Origin of the sequence: Deinococcus roseus (assembly GCF_014646895.1) — a bacterium.
Taxonomy (GTDB): domain Bacteria; phylum Deinococcota; class Deinococci; order Deinococcales; family Deinococcaceae; genus Deinococcus_C; species Deinococcus_C roseus.
Genome location: NZ_BMOD01000003.1, coordinates 290,348 through 310,596, shown reverse-complemented (window position 1 = coordinate 310,596; position 20,249 = coordinate 290,348). Strand labels below are relative to the sequence as shown.

Genomic DNA, 20,249 nt, shown 5'->3' with positions numbered 1-20,249 from the left:
ACTCCAAGGCAGATCACCAGATGATCACATTCGCTTACTATAGTGATTGACTTTGATTGAATTTTCCCCTAGGATGAGGGTACAGAAATTCCCTTATGTCCAGCGGTCCAGCCGCAGGATTCATTTGTCTCCCGGAGGAAGCCATGCACAGAAAAACCCTGATCGGCCTCGGTTCACTCACGTTGTCTTGTTTTCTTTCCCTCGCAGGTGCGCAGAACCTGAAACCCGAGTACATTGCCCAGGCCACCGAAAAGACCATTTCTGTGGATGGCGACATCAGCGACTGGGCTGGCCTGCCCAGGTACACCATCGAGATGTCCAACGGCTTCCCTTCTGTTCCAGTCGGATCCAAAGGCTACTTTCAGGTGGCTTACGACCAGAACAACCTGTACCTGGTCGGGGTGTTTGATCAGGCAAAAGAAACCGTGCTGGCCAAACTGGCCGAAGACGCTCCTGAGTGGTGGAACGATGACGTGCTGGAAATTTACTTCGAGCCCAACCGCACCGACAAGGTGCCCACCAGTCAGCACTTTGCCATCAGCCCTGCAGGGGTGCGCTTCAAGAACTACACTGCCACCACCGAGTACCAGACCGCCTCCAGAATTGAAGACAACCGATGGATCGTGGAAGCGGCTTTCCCACTGGGCAAAGGCGTTTTTGCTCAGGCAGGAGACGGCACTGCCTGGAACCTGAAAGTGGGCCGCGAGCACCAGAAAGCCGGAGAATACCCCCTCTGGCCCATGGGTGGCGACTTCAACGCCGAAACCAATTATGGCATTCTGGCCTTCACCAAAACCCAGCAGGATCCCCAGGTTTTGCTCTCCAAATATCAGGTTGCCCAGGAAACGGCAACCCCCATCGTCAGCCGTGTTTCTGACATCTCCTCTTTTGCCACTTACTACGGCAAAGACGCAGCAACCATCAGCAAACTGAGCAACTTTGATCTGGCGATCACCCAGCCCGGTCTGAGCAAAGAACAACTGACCGCCCTGCACGAAAACGGAACCCGCGTGGTGGCCTACCTGAGCATCGGGGAACTGGATCCTGGCAGCGCGTGGGCCAGCGAAGTCAAGGACAGCTGGGTGCTGGGCACCAATGCCAACTGGGGCTCCAGGTTCATCAACGCCAGCGAAGCCGGATGGCAGGACATCATGGTCCGTGAAGCAGGCAAGCTGATTGCACAGGGCTATGACGGGGTTTTCCTGGACACCCTGGACACTGCAGATCTCTACCCACAAGCCGCTGCTGGACTGGTTGCCACTGTGGACAAGCTGCGCAAAACCTACCCCAACGCTGTGATTGTGCAGAACCGGGGCTTCACCCTGCTCAAGCAGACCGCAGAACTGGTGGACGCCGTGATGTTTGAAGGCTTCTCCAGCGCCTGGGACTTTAACAAGAAGGAATACCACGCCGTGCAGGGAGACCCCAACTTCGTGGCCTCCTTTGCCAAACGCGGCCTGGTGGTGCTGGCCCAGGATTATGCCAACCCGGACGACACCGCCACCATCACCAACGATTACGTGCGTGCCCGGGAATTTGGCTTCATCCCCTACGTGGCCAACCTGATGCTGGACCAGCTCTACATCCCCGAATTGTGATGACCGGAGCTTCAAGACAGGCGAAACAGGAGGAAACATGCTGATCCAGCCCGCACGAAAACCCAGATCCAGACTCAGCAACCTGAGACAGCAAGAGGCCCTGCTGGCCTACCTCCTGATTCTGCCCTCCACCATCGGCATTCTGGTGTTTGCAGTGTTCCCCATTCTGGCCTCCATGGGCATTTCCATGACCAACTGGGGCGGACTGACCCAGCCCACCCTGGAGAACTTCAAAAGCCAGTTTTCAGGGTTGCAGAACTATCAGACGGCTTTAAGCGATGACCGGGTGGTGCGCTCGTTGCAGCACACCCTCACTTACGTGCTGCTCTCTGTTCCACTGGGGGTCGCGGTTTCCCTGGCCATTGCCACCCTGATCCACAACCTCAAAGCAGGCTGGCTGCAAACCTTCTTCAGAACCACCTACTACCTGCCGATGGTGACCATTGGTGTGGCTGTGGCCCTCTTGTGGCAACTGCTCCTCAACCCCCAGGGTCTGATCAACCTGATGCTGAGCTGGTTTGGCATCAAAGGCCCCAGCTGGCTCGCCTCTCCCGAGTGGGTGCTGCCCGCCATTGCGCTCTTCTCGGTGTGGCAGGGTTCTGGAACCAGCATCATCCTGTTCCTGACCTCCCTTTCCAACGTTCGCAAGGAACTGTATGAAGCTGCCCAGCTGGACGGAGCCACCGGATGGAGTGCTTTTACCAGGATCACCCTGCCCATGATCAGCCCCACCATCTTTCTGGTGCTGGTGCTGTCCCTGATCTCCAGCATCCAGGTCTTTGATGCCGTGCTGGTGATGACCAACGGCGGACCCGGAGATTCCAGCACCACCATTGCGGTTTACATCTACAAAACCGCTTTTCAGTACTTCAAGTACGGTTACTCCGCGGCCCTGGCCTGGATCCTCGCCATCTTCCTGATCGTGCTGACCCTGATTCAGTGGCGCATGCAGAGACAGTGGGTGAACTATGACCAACAGTAACCGCCAGAACCTGACCGTGACCACCTCAAAGGCCAAAAACACCGTGAAAATTCCCCTCTGGCGCGTTCTGATCATTGCCGCCCTTTCTATCGGCTCCCTGATGATCTTCCTGCCCTTCTTCTGGATGATCCTCACCGCCTTCAAGACCCCTGTGGAAGCCTACGCCTGGCCTCCTGTGTGGATTCCCAAAAGCTGGAGCCTCGCCAATTTCCAGCAGCTCTTTGACACCATCCCCTTCCTGAAGATGTTCTGGAACAGCGTCTGGACCTCCATGGCCATCGCCAGCCTGAACGTGATCACCGCCGCTCCTGCTGCTTACGCTTTCGCCAGACTGCGCTTTCCGGGCAACAACCTGCTTTTTGGTTCGCACATCCTGTCCCTCATCGTGCCCTGGCAGGTCACCCTGATCCCCACTTTCCTGATGATCAAGCAGTTCGGCTGGTACGACTCTTACGCCGCCCTGATCATTCCCAGCATCTCCAACGCCTTCACGGTGTTCCTGCTGTTCCAGTTCTTCAGAAACCTGCCCAAAAGCCTGGAAGAAAGCATTCTGGTGGATGGCGGCACCTGGTTCACCGCCCTGTGGCACATCGGCATTCCCGCTTCCAGAGGCGCAATTGCCGCCGCATGGCTCTTTGCCTTCCTGGGCAACTGGCAGAACTTCCTGTGGCCCCTGATCGTGCTGCAATCCCAGGACAAGATGGTCCTTCCGGTGGGGCTGCTGAGCCTGCAAAACCAGTTCTCGGTGAACGTCCCGGTCCTGATGGCCGGAGCCACCCTGGCCAGCCTGCCCACCATCCTCGCCTACCTGTTCGTGCAGCGTTACCTCACCGATTCTGCCATCACCAGCGGAATCAAAGGCTGAAACCCTCCACCCGGTCAAGATTTCGATTCGCTTCATGAAAGCGTACAAGGAGCATCCCATGAAAAAAGCATCTGTTCTGACCCTGTCCCTGCTGGCCCTGACTGTCGCATCCGCCCAGAAAGTGACCATCCAGTACGCCACCTGGGACGCCACCCGCCAGAAAACCGACGAGGCATTGATTGCTGCCTTCGAGAAAGCCAACCCCACCATCGATGTGGAGTACAACCTGGTGCCCTGGGGCGTGTACTGGCAGAAAGCCGCCGCCATGACCGCCGGGGGAAGCACCTTCGATGTGATGTGGATGAACCTGGACAACTTCCCCTTCTACCAGTCCCAGGGCGCTCTGGCTCCCCTGTCGGTGCCTGAGAAGTCCCTCACTTCCATCAACAAGAACATGCTGGATCCTTACCGGGTTGGTGGCAAACTTTACGGGGTGCCCCTCGGACCCCAGGCGGTCACCGTGTTCATCAACCGTGCCCTGTTCAAAGAGCGCGGCGTGGCCGTGCCCACCAAAGAGTGGACCTGGGACCAGATGCTGGACGCAGCCAAGAAACTCACCTTCGAGAAAGACGGCAAGAAAGTCTGGGGCATCAACGCCCAGGATTTGCAAGTGGACCTCGAATACGGCATGAGCTTCTATTATTCCAACGGCGGCAAAGGCCTGATCAAAAAGTCCGGCAAGACCTTCAAATCCAACCTGGACCGCACCTTCAGTGACACCGCCCAGAAGCTCAGCGACCTGATCTACAAGCACAAGGTCAGCGCAGGTCCCGCAGATGTGGGCCAGCAGGGCTACCAGCAGTTCCTGGCCGGACAGGTGGGCATCTTCGTGGAAGGTTCCTGGATGGTGCCCGTGTGGTCCCAGAACCCCGATCTGGACTGGGCTTACGCTCCTTTCCCCAGCCTACAGAAAGGCAAACCTGCCCGCCCGGTCTTCAGTGCCCACGCCCTGGTGGTGCCTGCTGGAAGCAAAAACAAGGAAGCCGCCAGCAAGCTGATCGAATGGCTGAACACCAGCACCCAGGCCCAGCGCATGATCGCCCAGAAGGGACTCTTGCCCACCCTGGCCGATCAGTACAAAACCCAGTACCTGCAGGCCCTTCCTGGCCGCAATGCTGGCGTGGTGTTTGACCAGCTCAAAAACTCCGTGATCATCAACAGCGATGTGCGCAATCTGTCGAACCTGCCAGAAGTGCTCACTGCCCTGAACACCAGCATGAACCTGGTCTGGACAGGCAACGCCAAGGTGGCAGACGCCGTCAAGAACGCCACCAAAGACATGCAGAACCTGCTGAACCAGGGCAAAGTGATCGGGAGCAACTGATGGATTACGTGCTGGGGCTGGATGGGGGTGGCAGCAAAACCGCTGCCCTCCTGCTCAGCGAGACAGGCTCCGTGCTGGGGCCTTTCTACACCTCCGGGGTCAACCCTTTTGACAACGCAAAGTGGAAGGACACCTTGAACAGCTTCCTGAATGCCCTGCCACAGGTTTCTCTGGTTTCTGCCTGCTTCGGGCTTCCCGGTTACGGCGAAATGGACACCTGCTCCAGACAGCAGGAACAGACCGTGCAGGACTGGATTTCCGATGTGCCCCATGATGTGGTCAACGACGTGCAGGTGGCCTTTGAAGGAGCGTTCTGCGATCAGGCCGGAGTTCTGATGCTGGCTGGAACAGGCTCAATGGCCTGGGGCAGCGGCGGACAGAAGCACATTCGGGTCGGAGGCTGGGGAGAACAGATCGGAGACGAGGGCAGCGCCCACTGGATCGGTCATCAGGCGCTTTCATTGCTGACCCAGACCCTGGATGGCCGCTTGCAGGACGAGGTTTTCAGGGCCAATTTGCTGGAAACCCTGAGCATTCCCTCTGCAGATCCCGGACCCGACCTGCTCTCCTGGTTTTACACCCTGACCCACCCCAGATCGCAGGTCGCTGCACTGGCCCAGCAGGTGGACCGCATGGCCCAGGCTGGAAACCCCACCGCCCAGAAGCTGCTTTCCGATGCCAGCAGCCATCTGGCCTGCCACATTCAGACCGCCTGGACCAGACTCGGCTTGCAGGACAGCGACCTGAAATGGAGTTACGCTGGATCCCTCTTCAAAAGCCAGCAGGTGCTCTCAGGCGTCAAAAATGCCCTCCCAGAAGGCACCCTGCAAGAACCCCTGCTTCGCCCCCTCTCTGGAGCCGTCTGGCACGCCGCGAAAAAAGCAGGCTGGGACCGGCCTCTGGAACGGGTGCGGGATGCGGTTTCCGCTGTGGGTTATAAGGGATAACCCCTCACCCTGACCCTCTCCCCTTTGAACCTCTCCCCTTCACCCACCTGAAGGTCCTCCTCTTCCAGCGTCTCACCTTCAGAAAGGAAGTCCCAATGAACGTCACCGAACAGAGCATTTACGAACAGTTTTCCTTCTGGAAATCCGCCCTTGCCATCGAGCTTCCCGTGCTCAATCCAGAAAAACTGACCATTGTGGTCGGATGTGGCACCTCTTTTTACCTGGCCCAGACCGCCAGTGCACTGCTGAACCGCCACGGGTTCCGTTCCCAGCCGGTTGCAGGCAGCGAGTGGACCCATCACGCCAGCAGTTACACCCCTGAAACCGTGCAAATTCTGGCCCTCTCCCGCAGCGGCGAATCCACCGAAACCATCGAGGCCGTGGAGTACAGCAAGGTGAAAGGTTACCCCGTCATCGGGATCACCTGCGAAAAGGGCAGCACCCTGGAGCGCATCAGCGACTTCCCGGTTTACGCTGCCACCCACGTCAGAGAGGGCATCGTGATGACCTCCTCTGCCAGCCTGATGCTCCTGCTGTCTTTGCGTCTGGCCGGAATCCAGGTCTCGGAGGCAGATGTGGACCGGGCCGAGGATTTCCTGCACGAAGCTTCCACCCAGCTGGACCGCCTGTTGCAGGACCGCTCCCACTTTGTTTACCTGGGAGGAGGTCAGTTTTACGGCATTGCCAACGAGGGTGCCCTCAAGCTGCAGGAAATGAGCCTCAGTTACACCCAGGCCTACCACCCGCTGGAGTACCGCCACGGCCCCATCACCCTGGTGGATGAACGCACCCTGACTGTGCTGCTGTACAACGCTGAAACGCACGCCCTGGAAACCAGATTGACCGGAGACCTGCAGAGCAAAGGGGCAAGGGTGATTGGTTTTGGAGGCCCTGGCGACCTCTCCCTCCCCTACCCCACCGAAAACCCCGAAGTGGCCCCTCTGCTGGCCCTGCCTGTGCTGCAACTCATGGGTGAACGGGTGGCGCAACTGAAAGGCCTGGACACCACCCAGCCCCGTCACCTGACCAAAGTGGTGGTGCTGTCATGACTGCGGCCCTCAGACTGAAACCCAAAAACCGCGCTGCTGCGCTGCTGGCCCACGCCCGTGAGCACCGTTACGCCATCGGGGCCTTCAATGCCGTGAACATGGAAACTGCGGAAGCCATCGTGCAGGCGGCAGAACTGGAAAAAGCCCCTGTGATCCTGCAGGTCTCCGAGAACGCCGCAAGGTACGCAGGTCTGGAACACCTGACCGCCATTTGCCAGAGCCTGAGGGAACACGCCTCCATTCCGGTGATCCTGCACTTTGACCATGCCGAAACCCTGGAAAGCGCCCTGACCGCCGTGGCCCTGGGTTTTGACATGGTGATGCTGGAAGGCGGAGACCTCGACCTGGACGGCAACGCAAAGCGCCTGAAGCTGCTGTCCAAGACCGCCCACGCTCTGGGTGTGGCCGTGGAGGGCGAGTTTGAAGTCACCCAGAAAGGCGAACGCGAAGCCACCCACCTGAGTGCCAGTGCCCTATCCGAGTTCATGAAGGTCTCCGGGGTGGATGCTGTTGCTGTAGACATCGGGACCAGCCACAAACAGACCGAGAAAACCGCAAAACTGGACATCTCCCACCTGCGGGAACTTTCCCACCAGACAGGTGCTCCCCTGGTGCTGCACGGATCAAGCGGGGCCACCCCCGAGGACCTGCGCATTGCCATTCATGAAGGCATCTCCAAAGTGAATGTTGCCACCGAACTGATGCTGGAATTCACCCGTGGCGTGCGGGAACAGCTTGCAGACCCCAAACTGTACGATGCCCGCAAATACCTGGGTTATGCCCGTGAAGTGATGACCCAGCGCGTGCGCACCCTGATTCAGACGTTTGGGAGCAGTGGGCAGGTTCTATGATCATCGCGCTCACCCCCAATCCCTGCATTGACCGGGTGCTGCACCTGGACCGCAAAATGACCCCCCACAGCCTGCACCGGGTCACGGAATCTTTTGAGTACGCCGGGGGAAAAGGGGTCAATCTGGCCCGCGTGGTGCGGGTGCTGGGCGGCGAGGTGTTGCTGGCCGGTTTTCTGGGCGGCTTCAACGGCCTGAAGTTCCGCCACTTGATGCAGCAGGAAGGTCTGGATGGGGTTTTTCTGGAATTGCAGGGAGAAACCCGCGAATGCCAGATCCTGCTGGACGGTTCCGACCAGCCCACAGAAGTCAATGAAAAAGGCTTAACCGTAGGCAAGGCAGACTGGCAGAAGCTGCTGACAAAACTGCCTGCTGGGAAACTGGCCATCTGCGGCAGCCTGCCCCCTGGAGATTCTTTAGAGCATTTCGGGGCCATCCTGAGCAGCTTGCCTTCAAAACCCGTGGTGGACACCAGCGGCAAAGCCCTGGACCTCGCCCTCTCTGCAGGGGTACTGCTGTGCAAACCCAACGGGCATGAACTGGCCGCCATTGCAGGAGCACCCATCAGCACCATGACAGAGGCTTTTGAAGCTGCCTCTGAACTCTACCAGACCTTTAATACCCCCATTCTGCTGACGCTGGGCGCACAGGGAGCCGCACTGGTGACCGAAACCGTTCAGCATGTGCAGGCCCCAAAGGTGAAAGTCAAAAACCCCATCGGGGCCGGAGACAGCCTGCTGGGAGCCTATTTGTGGGCCACCGAACAGGGTTATGCCCCTGAGCATGCCCTGCGCTGGGGTGTGGCTGCCGGAGCAGAATGTGCCCGCAAAGGTGGAACGGCTTTCGTGACCCGTGAAGGCATCACCGAGCTGTACCAGCAAACCCAGAACCTGCAACTGTCCTGAGGTTCTGATTTCGCAGCAAAGACAACACCAGACCACACGGAGGCCCGAGGTGTCCGGACCATCCGAACAGAGCAAGCAGACACTCCGTTCTGATTTTTTCACAGGAGAGAAGCATGAACAAGATCGTCATTCTGGGCGCAGGAAGCGCCGTTTTTGCACAGCAGATGGTCACCGATGTGCTGTGCATTGAAGGGCTGGACACCGGCGAATTCGCCCTGGTGGACATTGATCCGGTCAGGCTGGAACTGGCCCACCAGCTGGCAGAACTGGCCGTCCAGAAATCCGGCAAGAATTTCCGGGTGACGGCCACCACCAACCGCCTGCAGGCCCTGCCCGGAACAGATTTCGTGATCTCCTGCATTGAGGTTTCCGGTCTGGAAAACGTGCAGTATGACTACGAGATTCCCCTCAAATACGGGGTGGACCAGTGCATCGGAGACACCATCGGACCGGGAGGACTGTTTAAATTTTTGCGCACCGCCCCAAGCTGGCTGACCATCCTGAAAGACATTGAACGCCTCTGCCCGAAAGCCGTGGTGATGAATTACACCAACCCCATGAGTGCCCTGGTTTTGCTGGCCACCCGTGCCACAGACCTGCAGGTGATTGGGCTTTGTCACAGCGTGCAGGGAACCGCCCAGCAGATCTCCGAGTACATCGGGGTGCCTTACCAGAAACTGCGTTACCAGTGCGGGGGCATCAACCACCTGAGCTGGTTCACCAAACTGGAGGTGGATGGGCAGGACGTTTACCCGGAGTTGCTCAAAGTCGCCCAGAACCCGAAGATCTACGAGCAGGACCCTGTGCGGTTTGAAATGCTGCTGCATCTGGGGGCCTTCACCACCGAATCCAGCGGGCATGTCTCTGAATACACCCCTTACTTCAGAAAAAGACCCGACCTGATCCAGAAGCACACCCGTGCAGGCTACCGCGGCGAAAGCGGCTATTACGCCCACCACTGGCCCCACTGGCGCTCCTACCACGACAGGCACGCCAGAGAAACCATCGCAAAAGGGGCAGAGGCACTGGAACTGGAACGCAGCCACGAATTCGGCTCTCAGGTGGTCGAGGCCATCACGCTGAACCGCCCACAGGTCATTCACGGAAATGTGAAAAACACCGGCCTGATCGAGAACCTGCCACAAAGCGGCTGTGTGGAAGTGGCCTGCCTGCTGGACCACAACGGCATCCAACCCACCCACTTTGGCCGCCTGCCTGAGCATCTGGCTGCACTGGACCGTGCCCACATGACCTTCCATGAAATGGCCGTGCAGGCCGTGCTGGAACAGGACCGTGAAGCCGCCGTGCACGCCCTGATGCTGGACCCCCTCACTGCTGCCGTGTGCTCCCTTTCTGAAGCCCGCAGCCTTTTTGATGAACTGGCCGAGGCGCAGAAGGCGTATTTGCCACGGTTTATGGCAGGTGGGGCGAAGGCTGCACTTGCCGATTGAGCCGAGAACCTGCAGGGGCGACACATGCCACGCCCTTTGCCGAGAGCCGAGAGCCGAGGGCAAGGTATGCTGATCATCACCAACCGTCAAATTTGTCCTGTTGTACTTCCGTCTTTTCTGTAGAACCTCCCTTGCCATTCAACCTGACCGCTGACGGCTGACAGCTGATGGCTTTCCCCCTGAGGTACCCACCATGACCGAACCCATTCAGGCCCTACTTCTAGGCGCAGGCAGCCGCGGTTACGACGTGTTTGCCCGCTGGGCGCTGGAGCATCCAGAAAGCCTCAAATTCGTTGCTGTGGCAGACCCTGATCCTGGCAAACGCCAGCGCATGATGGAAGAGCACGGGATTCCTTTGAATCATGCTTTCGCAAACTGGCAGGATGCCCTGAACGCCAATTTGCCCATCCAGGCGGTGGTGAATGCCCTTCCAGACCACCTGCATGAGGAGAGCGCCACCAGAGTCATGCAGAAGGGATACCATCAGCTTCTGGAAAAGCCCATCACCAACAACCTTTCTGGAGCCGTTCGCATTGCAGAGGCTGCAGAGGCTTCTGGCAAGGTCCTGATGCTGGCTTATGTGCTCAGGTACACCCCGTTTTTCTCCACGATTCATGATGTGGTGCAGTCTGGTCAACTTGGCGAGGTGACCCACTTCGAGTGGTCCGAGAACGTCTCCTCCATTCACTATTCCCATTCTTTTGTGCGGGGCAACTGGTCCAACACCGAGAAATCCAGCCCGATGATCCTGGCGAAATGCTCCCACGACCTAGACCAGCTCTCCTGGATTCTGCCCAAACGCATCAAGCACCTGTCCAGTTTTGGTTCTTTGCTGCACTTCAGGGAAGAGAACAAACCCGAAGGTGCCCCGAAGCGCTGTCTGGATGGCTGTCCTGCTGCAGAAACCTGCGCTTTCCATGCTGCCAAAATCTACCTGACCGAGTATGTGAGCTGGCCCGTCAATGTGATCAGCACAGACATGTCGCTCGATGGCCGCATCAAAGCCCTGCAGGAAGGCCCTTATGGGGTCTGTGTGTACCAGTCTGACAACGATGTGGTGGACCACCAGGTGGTGATGTTTGAACTCGCTGGTGGAGGCTCAGGCACCCTGGCCATGCATGGACACTCTGGCGAAGAGGGCCGTTACGTGCGAATTGACGGCACAAAAGCGACGCTCAGGGCGGTGTTCACAGACCGCAAACAGGAAATCTGGCTGGAACCCCACACCTTCGAGACCTCCTACCTGACTGGAGGGCACCAGATCCCCATTCAGGCCCCCAGTGGCACTGCAGGCATGGGTCACGGCGGCGGCGACGATGGGGTCTGTCAGGCTTTCGTGCAGGCCGTCCAGAACGGGACCATCGAACCCACCAGCCAGTACCTGGAAAGCCAGTACCTGGCCTTCGCCATTGAAGAGGCCCGCAACCAGAGAAGCATGGTGAACATGGAAGAATTCCGGGAGCGGGCTGCGGTGAGGGCACTGCAGGTTTAGATTTCTTGCGCTTAGATCCCCCTGTGCTCGCTTCGCTTGCACTGTCCCCCTTAACGAAGGGGGATTGTTTCTTGTCTGGCACCCATCCCCCAACACTGACGGGGGACCGCCTTGAGGCGTCAGCGAAAGGCAGGGGGATCTTACCCCTAGTGCCCTCAAACGCCCACTCCCTCTCACAGCATTCCCGCATCTTTAATCATGGATACCGTTATACTTGATCAAAATAGTTCACAGATATGATTGACTATGATCGCCAACAGTGCTAACCTCAGGTCAGTTCCCCCACCATTGCCCTTTGCATCACCTGAGAGATTCACAAGCATCAAAGCCGCCTGATCCCAACAGGACAGGCATCTGGAGGTATTGTCACGTGAAGTCCATCCAAACATTCACCCTGCTCGTCAGCCTTGGTCTGCTCGCTGCCTGTGGATCTGCGCCACAAGTCTCTTCCAGCACCCCCCAGGCGAAAGTCCAGAAACAGGTGGCCACCAAAGCCCCCTCCCGCCTGAAAGATGCCCAGGGCAACCTGAAAGTGCTGAACTACGCCACGTTCTATGCCACCCCCACCAGCGCAGACCTGGACGAACTGCAAAAACGGGACATCTCCTTTGTGCAGCCCAATGCCGTCAGCAACGAGCAAATCCAGGCATTGCAGACCATCGGTTACGCCATTTCTTACCTGTCCATTGGCGAGATCGGGATTTACAACACCTACTACATCAATGGCCAGCCCAAATACGGCTGGGAACTGCTGGGATGGAGCAACAGCGATCCCAACAACCACACCATCACCGGAACCCCCGTGATTCCCCAGTCCTGGGTGGTGGGCCTCAACAAGAGCTTCCAGGCCCCCATGCTGGACCTCAGCAATTCTGCAGCCCGTGCTTTCCTGGTGTCTCAGGCGCAGTACCTGTGGGGCAGGCAGTTTGATGGTCTTTTCCTGGACACCGCAGACGATGCCGAATTTTTTGGAACCGGCACCCCCAGCGTTCAATTTGAAAACGAGGGTCTGATCCTGTATGCAGGCCGTCCCACCTACGCCCAGATGCGGGCCGGTTACATCGCCACCATCAAGGCGCTCAGGGAAGCCTATCCCGGCGGCATTCTGGTGCAAAACGGTGGTTTTGACCTGGTGCTGGACAGCGAAAACAGCGGAGACGGCACCGAGGGTTACATCGACGGTGTGATGCACGAGGTGGCCACCACCCGCTACCTGCCCCCATCGGGCAACCCCACCAACCCCACCCTGAACGGGGCCAACTACCTGAGCTGGACCTCTTACTACGCCATGACCCCCGAACCCCAGCGCACGGCAGACCAGAACTACCGCATCAACCGGGACCAGCATGCAGATGCCTACAAGAACAGAGGGGGCGTGGTTTTCGCGCAGGATTTTGCCACTTCAGACCGCACCGATCTGGCCTGCCTGTCCTACGAGGTTTCCCGTTCCCACGGCTGGATTCCTGCCTACTCTGATGCTTACTTCCAGAAGCTCTACACCTTCCCCAACAGCACGGCACAGATCCGGGCCTACACAGGTTGCGCCAACTACACCTACACCACCGCCAGTGACTTCTCTGTGGTCTTCCAGCCCCGTGTGGTGAGCGCAAAACCCGGAACCTCCACCAGCACCACCCTGAACGTCGGGGCCGTGAACGGCTACACCAGCCCGGTTTCCCTGCGGCTGGGCAAATTGCCTGCTGGCGTCACTGGAAGCTTCACCAGCACCCAGGTCACCCCTGGCCCCACCACCCAGGTGGGCCTGACCCTGAATGTTGCCAGCACCACGGCTTTAAAGACCTACATTGTGCCCGTGATTGCCACCAGTGCCGGAAACAGCATGCGTTATGATCTCAGGCTCAATGTGGTCAATGTCAATGGAGAAAGCGTCTGGATCGCCAATGCTGGCAACGGAACCGTGGCTGCTTACGATTCCCAGAGCACCCTGACCAGCACCAGCACGGAAAACCGCAAGGCCTCCAGCATTTCCCAGCCCTACGACATCGCAGTGGCTGCAGATGGCACGCAGTTCGTGGTGGAAAACGTGGGCAATCCTGCCGCGCCCCAACCTGCAGGGCGCGTCCTGAAATACGCGCCTTACAGCCTCAGTGAACCCCTGCAAACCCTGACTGGACTGAATTACCCCACCAGTGCCGCCCTGGACAGCGTGGGCAACCTCTGGGTGGTCAGCAGTGCCCTGGACTGGTCTGGCGCAGTGCGCGGCACCCCCAGAATCAGCCGCTTTGCCAGCAACGCCACCACCGAGACTTCAGGCTTCAACTTCCCAGCCAGCACCTACGGTTACCCTTTCCGTGCCGCTGTGGACAGCCAGAACCGCCTGTGGGTCACCACCACCTACGGCCTGGTCACCATGTTTGCCACGCCCCTGACCTCCAACGGAGCTGCCCCCGATCTGGTCTGGCAACTGACCGGACTGAACCCCAAAGGCCTGACCTTTGACGGGCAGGGCAACCTGTATGTGGTGGGCAACACTGGAAGCAGCAGCAAGGCCGTGAAACTCAGCACCACCAGCCTGACCCTCAGCCCATACACCGCCAATGCAGATTCCCGCATCCTGAGCACCTACACCAGCAACCTCTACAGCCCCTTCGATGTGGATGTGGATGTGCTCGGCAACCTGTGGGTGGTCAACTCCACCAACAGCGCAGGTACTGGAGCAGGCAGTGTGGTGAGGTTCCCCGCCGTCTCTGGCACCCCCTCCAGCACCCCCAACCTCATCCTGAACCAATCCACGCAATATACGCTGGGAATTGCAGTCTCGAACCCGCTTTAATCAGGGGCGCGGATCATCAGGGGGCCGTGTTCGGCCCCCTGATTTGCACAGGACATGGGCTTGCGCCCCGCTCAGGGCCGAGAGCCGAGGGCCGAGGGCAGAAACCAGGTTGTGGTTGACTTCAGCGATCAATCTGTAAAACGAGGGTTTTCAGACCCTCAGAACATGTTTCAGGCATGCACTTGCTTTGGCATCTTTCGCTCTCGGCCCTCGGCCCTGCGCCCTCGGCATTCTTCAAGGAGACATCATGAAAAAAATGGCCCTTCTGACCTTCAGCGTGACCATGGTGGCCTGTTCCCAGACCCTCTCCCAGACTTCCATTTCTGAGCAGGCCGTTCCCAACATCTTCGCCTCGCCTCAGGTGCCCAGAACCTGGGATTACCGCATTGCCCAGGTGCTCACCAGTTCTGTTTCTCAGGTGGTCAGTCAGGACGCCTGGAACGCCACCCCCAGCAGCGTCACCAGTTTGCACAATGCCTCCAGAGCGGTGCTGTGCTACTTCAGTGCTGGCACCTGGGAATATGACAATTTCACCCGACTGAACATCAACAAGGTGCTGACCAATGGTTCGGGCAGTGTGGCAGAAGCACAGGCTGTTGCCACGGCCATCAAAGCAGGAAAAACCAGTTACACCTATGGCGGCCAGACCCGGCAGATGATCGGAGACCAGCTGACCTTCAAGAAGCTGGCAGGCAGTCAGCTTCCGGGCTGGGATGAGTATGTGTACAAGCTGGCTGGTTTCACGGCCAGCAGCAACACTGCAGAACACATCCTGCTCAGGCGCATCATGACCGAGCACATGCAGCGGGTCAAAACCCTGGGCTGTGAGGCCATCGAACCGGACAACATCGATGCTTATGCCAATGTTTCAGGCATTTCCAGCACCGACCAGTACAACTACAACGTCTGGCTGGCCAGCACTGCGCACAATCTGGGCATGAAGATCCTGCAGAAAAACGACCTCGGACAGATTGCCGATGGTGCTGCAGATGTGCCCTCTGGCAAGGTGGGTCTGGCAAAAGTCTTCGATGGGATCATCAACGAAGAATGCTTCCAGTATCAGGAATGTGGGGAGATGAAACCCTTCAAGGACCTGAACAAGCCCATCTTTGTGCGGCAGTACCTGGTGTCCAATTGCAGCACCTACCAGAGCGCAAAGTACAGCAGCAGCGACATCCGCACCCGTTTACAGGTGGCTGCGGCCCTGCACCTTAATGTCTCCGGGTCAAAGTACGACAACGGAGGATCGCCAGATGCCAACGCCAATCCAACGACTTGCGCGTTTGGGTCCTGGTGACTTGAGTGAAAAGAAACAGAGCCAGCGTTTGCTGGCTCTGTTTCTTTTTTGCTTTTGCTGTGGAGTGGTTCAATGGCTGGTTCAGTGTCCGGGAACACCGCCAGCCCAGGACTGGGATCCAGCCAGGGCCTGGCTGCCAAAAAGGGCGGCAAGGAACAGCATGGAAATGATTTTGTTTTTCATGGGCTTCCTTTTAATGTCCGGGAACGCCACCAGCCCAGGACTGGTAACTGGCGAGGGCTTGACTGCCGAAAAGGGCGGCCAAAAAGAGCAGGGGCACGATTTTCTTTTTCATGGTGAACCTCCAGATTCCGGTCTTGCTCAGACCTGAGATCAGGTTAAAAGCCCTCTATGTTCATTTCCTGTGGGTTCTGAAGATAGAAAAATCCTGGTGTTCTGGAAAACAATTCGCTGGTGAAATTTCACACAATTCAGCCTGAAACAAGCTTTGTTCCGGAAGTCCTCTTTTGATCCCATACCAAATCAACAGGGGGTTTGTGTAAAATAAACCCTAAGTTTAAGAGTTCCGTCAGGGTTTTGCAGGTAAAGTAAGACAACAAAAAGAGATGTCCAGTGAAAGGCATCTTTTTCTCCACATTCCTCCTGACCCACCCAGACCCACGGGTGGGTTCAATTTGTGTGGGAATACAATCAGGGCAACCCTCCAGGAACAAGATCCATGACCGTGCTGGCTGCAGCTTGCATGCTGTTTTTCATTGCAGGATTTTTCCACTCCTGAACACCCCATCCCTGTGGCCTGCAGCACAATTTTTCCAGAAGTGTAACGATTTTTCTTCCTCTGGTCAGATCTTGCCTTGTGCTGTACTTTTAAAGGCAAAAAGTCACTTTTCCATATGATTTAATCCATTCGATTGCCAATCAGCAACAACTTAAGTCAATAGGTGAAACCCCTCTTTCTATGATGTGCATTTGCAAAACATATTACAGACAGGTGTGCTATAGTTAACGTGGTTCTCACCAGCATGACAGCGTCGCCGACCAGAACGGAAAGATCGGCAGCAATTGACCATCCCAAGCCAAACCACCTTTGTTTGAATGGCAGTCAGGGTCTTCAAACAAAACTTCTCCTTTGCAGTCAAGTCAGACATTCTCCATTTTCAGTGGTCTCACTCAAGCGTTCCACCTGAAATCGAGCAAAAGGAGACGGCCATTTTGTTCTTCAGACGCAACCGAAACCAGCACCGAAAAGACACAGACCACCCTGCAGATGATGCTTCCAGCACTGCAGAAGCTCTGGCACATCAACATGAGCAATACGAACAATCCGAGCTGCTGCACAGGTCCCAGCATCCCAATCTGGATTCTCTGTATTACCGCAACAATTCTTCTCCGCAAAGCCCTCAGGTTTCTCCGGCACCTCCTGCTGCTCCAGTGGCAGAAGCCACACCTCAAACGGCATCCACAGTCCTTCAAGAGGCTCCAGCGCCTGATCCTGTGACTGCTGCGCCTGAACCACCAGCACCTGAACCTGTCGGTGCACAGCCTGCAGAACCTGAGGCTGCTGAGCCTCCAGAACCAGAAGCATCAGAACCAGCAACCCCCAGTTCCACACTGACCGCAACGCCCGAAGTTCCCACCGAAGCCACACCCTCTCCCGAAGCGCAGCAGCCCATCCAGCCCTCTGTACCAGTTCAGGAAAGTGAGGTCTTTGACATGTCCACCATCAACGAAACCATAGACGCCGCCCTCAACACCATCGATGGTTCTACAGCAGCAGCACTCGTGGATTACCAGAGCGGCATGGCCCTGGGCATGAAGGGGTCAGGAATCAACCTGGAACTCGCCGCCGCAGGCAACACCGACGTGGTGCGGGCCAAGATGCGCACCATGGAATCACTGGGCATCAAAGGTGGCATCGAGGACATCCTGATCACCCTGGACAACCAGTACCACATCATTTATCTGATTCCAGGCACCCCGCTGTTCCTGTATCTGGTGCTGCAAAAAGACCGCGCCAACCTGGCGCTGGCCCGCTACAAACTCAAAGCCCTGGGCAGCGAAGTGCGCGTCTGACCTGTTGACCCTCAAGATTTCAGACCGGACCATGCTTTTGCTGGTCCGGTTTTGTCATGGTTGCTCCCAGATGATTGCAGCAGAACGCATCAGGCATTACCGGCAAATTACAGTTCATTTCTTCAAGCCACAGCTCAAACTCTTATTTTCAGGACAGATGTCCTTAAGATCTGCATGAATTGCAACATTGGATTCCACTCCAGAATGGGACAGGAGCCCCTGTGACAAATCAGCTGCATGCTTTTAAATGAAGGCATGGATGCATTGCTGCTTTCCCGCTGGCAATTTGGAATCACCACCCTGTACCACTTTCTGTTTGTGCCGCTCACCCTGGGGCTTTCTTTCATGGTTGCGATTTTTCACAGCATTTATTACCGCACAGAGAACACCGCCTATAAAGACCTCGCCAAATTTTTCGGGAAACTTTTCGTCATCAATTTTGCACTGGGTGTGGCCACAGGCATTGTGCAGGAATTTCAGTTCGGCATGAACTGGAGCGAATACTCCCGCTTTGTCGGAGACATCTTCGGGATTCCGCTGGCCATTGAAGCCCTGATGGCCTTCTTTCTGGAATCCACTTTTCTGGGCTTGTGGATTTTTGGCTGGGGCAGGCTCCCGAAATGGGTGCACCTTGCCAGCATCTGGCTGGTGGCGCTGGGGTCCACCCTGTCCGCCATCTGGGTTCTGGTGGCCAACGCCTGGATGCAGATGCCCGTGGGATATGCCCTTCAGAACGGTAAACCTGTGCTGACAGACATTTTCGCGGTGGTGATGAGCGAGCAGGTGCAGAGCCAGATTCCCCACACCCTGGTGGGTGGGTACATCACCGGAGGGCTGTTTGTGCTGGGCATCAGCGCTTACCACATGCTGAAAAAGAACCGGCCAGAGTTTTTTCAGAAGTCTTTCCAACTGGCCCTGATTTTCACCACGGTGTTTGCTGTGATGGCTGCCACCACCGGACACAAGCAGGCCCAGCACGTGGCAGAAAACCAGCCCATGAAACTGGCCGCCATGGAAGCCCTCTGGAAAACCGAGGAACCTGCCAGCTTTTCTCTGTTTGCCATCATCGACCAGCAGAAAGGGGAATCTTTCCGGGAAATCAGGCTGCCCCTCTTGCTGAGCGTGCTGGCCCACAACAACACCACCGGAGAGGTCAAGGGCATTGAGGAACTGCAAAAAGCCCTGGAAGCCAAATATGGTCCTGGAAACTACATTCCTCCTGTGGCCGTGCTGTACTGGGCTTTCCGCATCATGGTGGGTCTGGGGATGGGGTTCATCCTGCTGGGTTTCTGGGGACTGTGGTCCTGGTGGAGGGGCACCTTGCTGAACAACCGCCTGCTGCTGACCTTCAGCCTGATCATGCTGTTTGCCCCTTACATTGCCAACAGTGCTGGCTGGGTGGTCACCGAGATGGGCAGGCAACCCTGGGTGGTGTATGGCCTTTTAAAAACCGTGGATGGGGTCTCCCCCAACGTCAGCAGCGCATTTGTGTGGATCAGCATGCTGGGGTTCACCCTGATTTACGGATTGCTGGCAGTGGTGGATGTTGTGATGCTCAGAAGGTATGCCCTGGCCGTTCCAGTGGAAGATGCGGATTCCAGGGATGCAAAAGTCCCTGTCTCTGCCCAGATTGCGGAGGTGAAATGATGGACCTGCAAACCCTGTGGTTTGTTCTGATTGCAGTGCTGTTCACTGGGTATTTCTTGCTGGAGGGCTTCGATTTCGGGGTGGGGATGCTGCTGCCCATACTGGGCAAAAACGACACCGAAAAGCGGGTGATCCTGAACACCATCGGGCCGTTCTGGGATGCCAACGAAGTGTGGATCATCACAGCAGCGGGAGCCATGTTTGCAGCCTTTCCCGACTGGTACGCCACCCTGTTCAGCGGGTTTTACCTGCCGATGTTCCTGATTCTGGTGGGTCTGATTGCCCGCATTGCTGGCATTGAATTCCGGGGCAAAGTTCACAGTGCTGCTAAAAGAAACCTCTGTGACGGTCTGATTTTTGCAGGGTCTTTCCTGCCTGCTTTCATGTGGGGCCTGATCATCACCAACATCGTGCGCGGCCTGCCCATTGATGCCAGCAAGACCATGGTGGGCGGTCTGGACGTGATTTTTCACCCTTACGCTTTGCTGGGAGGGCTGGTGGCGGTGGTGGTGTTCATTCTGCACGGTGCGCTCTTTCTGTCCTTAAGAACCACCGACCCTCTGCGCCTGCGGGCACACAGGACCGCCGAGCGTTTCTGGTTCCCCGCTGGGATGTTGCTCCTGATTTTCTCCTGGCTGGGCCGCAGCCAGACCCACCTGTTTGAAGGGATGGGCCTGGTTCCGGGCACCCTGCCTTTGCTGGCCATGCTGAGTTTCCTGTTTATTCCCATTGCCCTGCGCATCAAGAACGACCAGCTGGCTTTCATCTCCGGGAGCGCCACCATCCTTTTTGCCACCGTGGTGGCCTTTGAAGGCCTCTTTCCCGAAATCATGCCCAGCACGCTGGGAAAAGACCTGAGCCTGACCATTTACAACGCCTCCAGCAGCCCATACACCCTGAAAGTGATGAGCGTGGTGGCCCTGACCTTGCTGCCTCTGGTGCTGGGATACCAGATTTACACCTACTGGGTGTTCCGCAAACGGGTCACCGCAGACGCCCTGGACGGAGGGTACTGA

The 20,249-nt window shown here is 57.2% G+C and carries 16 protein-coding genes; 15 read left to right on the top strand and 1 reads right to left on the bottom strand.

Annotated elements, in window-relative coordinates; all coding sequences use genetic code 11:
- The first annotated feature begins 143 nt into the window (after positions 1-143).
- From IEY52_RS06895 to IEY52_RS06840, 12 genes are all read left to right on the top strand, one after another.
- Positions 144-1,598: an endo alpha-1,4 polygalactosaminidase gene (locus IEY52_RS06895; protein ID WP_189001711.1), complete on the top strand. Its 1,455-nt coding sequence runs from the start codon at positions 144-146 to the stop codon at positions 1,596-1,598.
- Between the two features lie 37 nt (positions 1,599-1,635).
- Positions 1,636-2,580, top strand: a complete 945-nt coding sequence (locus tag IEY52_RS06890) for a carbohydrate ABC transporter permease (RefSeq protein ID WP_189001709.1) — start codon at positions 1,636-1,638, stop codon at positions 2,578-2,580.
- Positions 2,567-3,445 carry a carbohydrate ABC transporter permease gene (locus tag IEY52_RS06885; RefSeq protein ID WP_189001707.1) on the top strand — a complete coding sequence of 293 codons (879 nt, stop codon included), beginning with the start codon at positions 2,567-2,569 and terminating at the stop codon, positions 3,443-3,445. The genes IEY52_RS06890 and IEY52_RS06885 overlap by 14 nt, the downstream gene beginning before the upstream one ends.
- Before the next feature lie 58 nt (positions 3,446-3,503).
- Positions 3,504-4,769, top strand: a complete 1,266-nt coding sequence (locus IEY52_RS06880) for an ABC transporter substrate-binding protein (RefSeq protein ID WP_189001705.1) — start codon at positions 3,504-3,506, stop codon at positions 4,767-4,769.
- Positions 4,769-5,716 carry an N-acetylglucosamine kinase gene (locus tag IEY52_RS06875; protein WP_189001703.1) on the top strand — a complete coding sequence of 316 codons (948 nt, stop codon included), beginning with the start codon at positions 4,769-4,771 and terminating at the stop codon, positions 5,714-5,716. Before IEY52_RS06880 ends, IEY52_RS06875 begins: the two co-directional genes overlap by 1 nt.
- A 95-nt stretch (positions 5,717-5,811) precedes the next feature.
- Positions 5,812-6,765, top strand: a complete 954-nt coding sequence (locus tag IEY52_RS06870; protein ID WP_189001701.1) for an SIS domain-containing protein — start codon at positions 5,812-5,814, stop codon at positions 6,763-6,765.
- Positions 6,762-7,616: a class II fructose-bisphosphate aldolase gene (locus IEY52_RS06865; RefSeq protein WP_189001699.1), complete on the top strand. Its 855-nt coding sequence runs from the start codon at positions 6,762-6,764 to the stop codon at positions 7,614-7,616. The genes IEY52_RS06870 and IEY52_RS06865 overlap by 4 nt, the downstream gene beginning before the upstream one ends.
- The gene (locus IEY52_RS06860; RefSeq protein ID WP_189001696.1) at positions 7,613-8,518 is read left to right on the top strand and encodes a 1-phosphofructokinase family hexose kinase; all 906 of its coding nucleotides are present in this window, start codon (positions 7,613-7,615) and stop codon (positions 8,516-8,518) included. The genes IEY52_RS06865 and IEY52_RS06860 overlap by 4 nt, the downstream gene beginning before the upstream one ends.
- Before the next feature lie 113 nt (positions 8,519-8,631).
- Positions 8,632-9,969, top strand: a complete 1,338-nt coding sequence (melA, locus tag IEY52_RS06855) for an alpha-galactosidase (RefSeq protein ID WP_189001694.1) — start codon at positions 8,632-8,634, stop codon at positions 9,967-9,969.
- Positions 9,970-10,162: 193 nt separating this feature from the next.
- Entirely contained in the window at positions 10,163-11,461 is a 1,299-nt protein-coding gene (locus tag IEY52_RS06850; protein ID WP_189001692.1) for a Gfo/Idh/MocA family protein, read from the top strand.
- Positions 11,462-11,831: 370 nt separating this feature from the next.
- Positions 11,832-14,255 (top strand): SBBP repeat-containing protein, encoded by a 2,424-nt coding sequence (locus IEY52_RS06845; protein ID WP_189001690.1) that lies wholly within the window; start codon positions 11,832-11,834, stop codon positions 14,253-14,255.
- 247 nt (positions 14,256-14,502) lie between these two features.
- Positions 14,503-15,552, top strand: a complete 1,050-nt coding sequence (locus IEY52_RS06840) for an endo alpha-1,4 polygalactosaminidase (protein WP_189001688.1) — start codon at positions 14,503-14,505, stop codon at positions 15,550-15,552.
- Between the two features lie 1,180 nt (positions 15,553-16,732).
- On the opposite strand, the gene IEY52_RS06835 is transcribed toward IEY52_RS06840, so the two are convergent.
- The gene (locus tag IEY52_RS06835; RefSeq protein WP_189001686.1) at positions 16,733-17,098 is read right to left on the bottom strand and encodes a hypothetical protein; all 366 of its coding nucleotides are present in this window, start codon (positions 17,096-17,098) and stop codon (positions 16,733-16,735) included.
- Between the two features lie 128 nt (positions 17,099-17,226).
- Here IEY52_RS06835 and IEY52_RS06830 point away from each other — a divergent pair, with 128 nt between their 5' ends.
- The 3 genes from IEY52_RS06830 (at position 17,227) to cydB (ending at position 20,249) form a co-directional block, all read left to right on the top strand.
- Positions 17,227-17,586, top strand: coding sequence for a hypothetical protein (locus IEY52_RS06830; protein ID WP_189001685.1), 360 nt, complete (start codon positions 17,227-17,229; stop codon positions 17,584-17,586).
- A 255-nt stretch (positions 17,587-17,841) separates the two neighbouring features.
- A complete protein-coding gene (locus tag IEY52_RS06825) occupies positions 17,842-19,233 on the top strand; it encodes a cytochrome ubiquinol oxidase subunit I (RefSeq protein WP_189001683.1) in 1,392 nt (463 codons plus the stop codon).
- Entirely contained in the window at positions 19,230-20,249 is a 1,020-nt protein-coding gene (gene cydB, locus IEY52_RS06820; RefSeq protein ID WP_229684663.1) for a cytochrome d ubiquinol oxidase subunit II, read from the top strand. Before IEY52_RS06825 ends, cydB begins: the two co-directional genes overlap by 4 nt.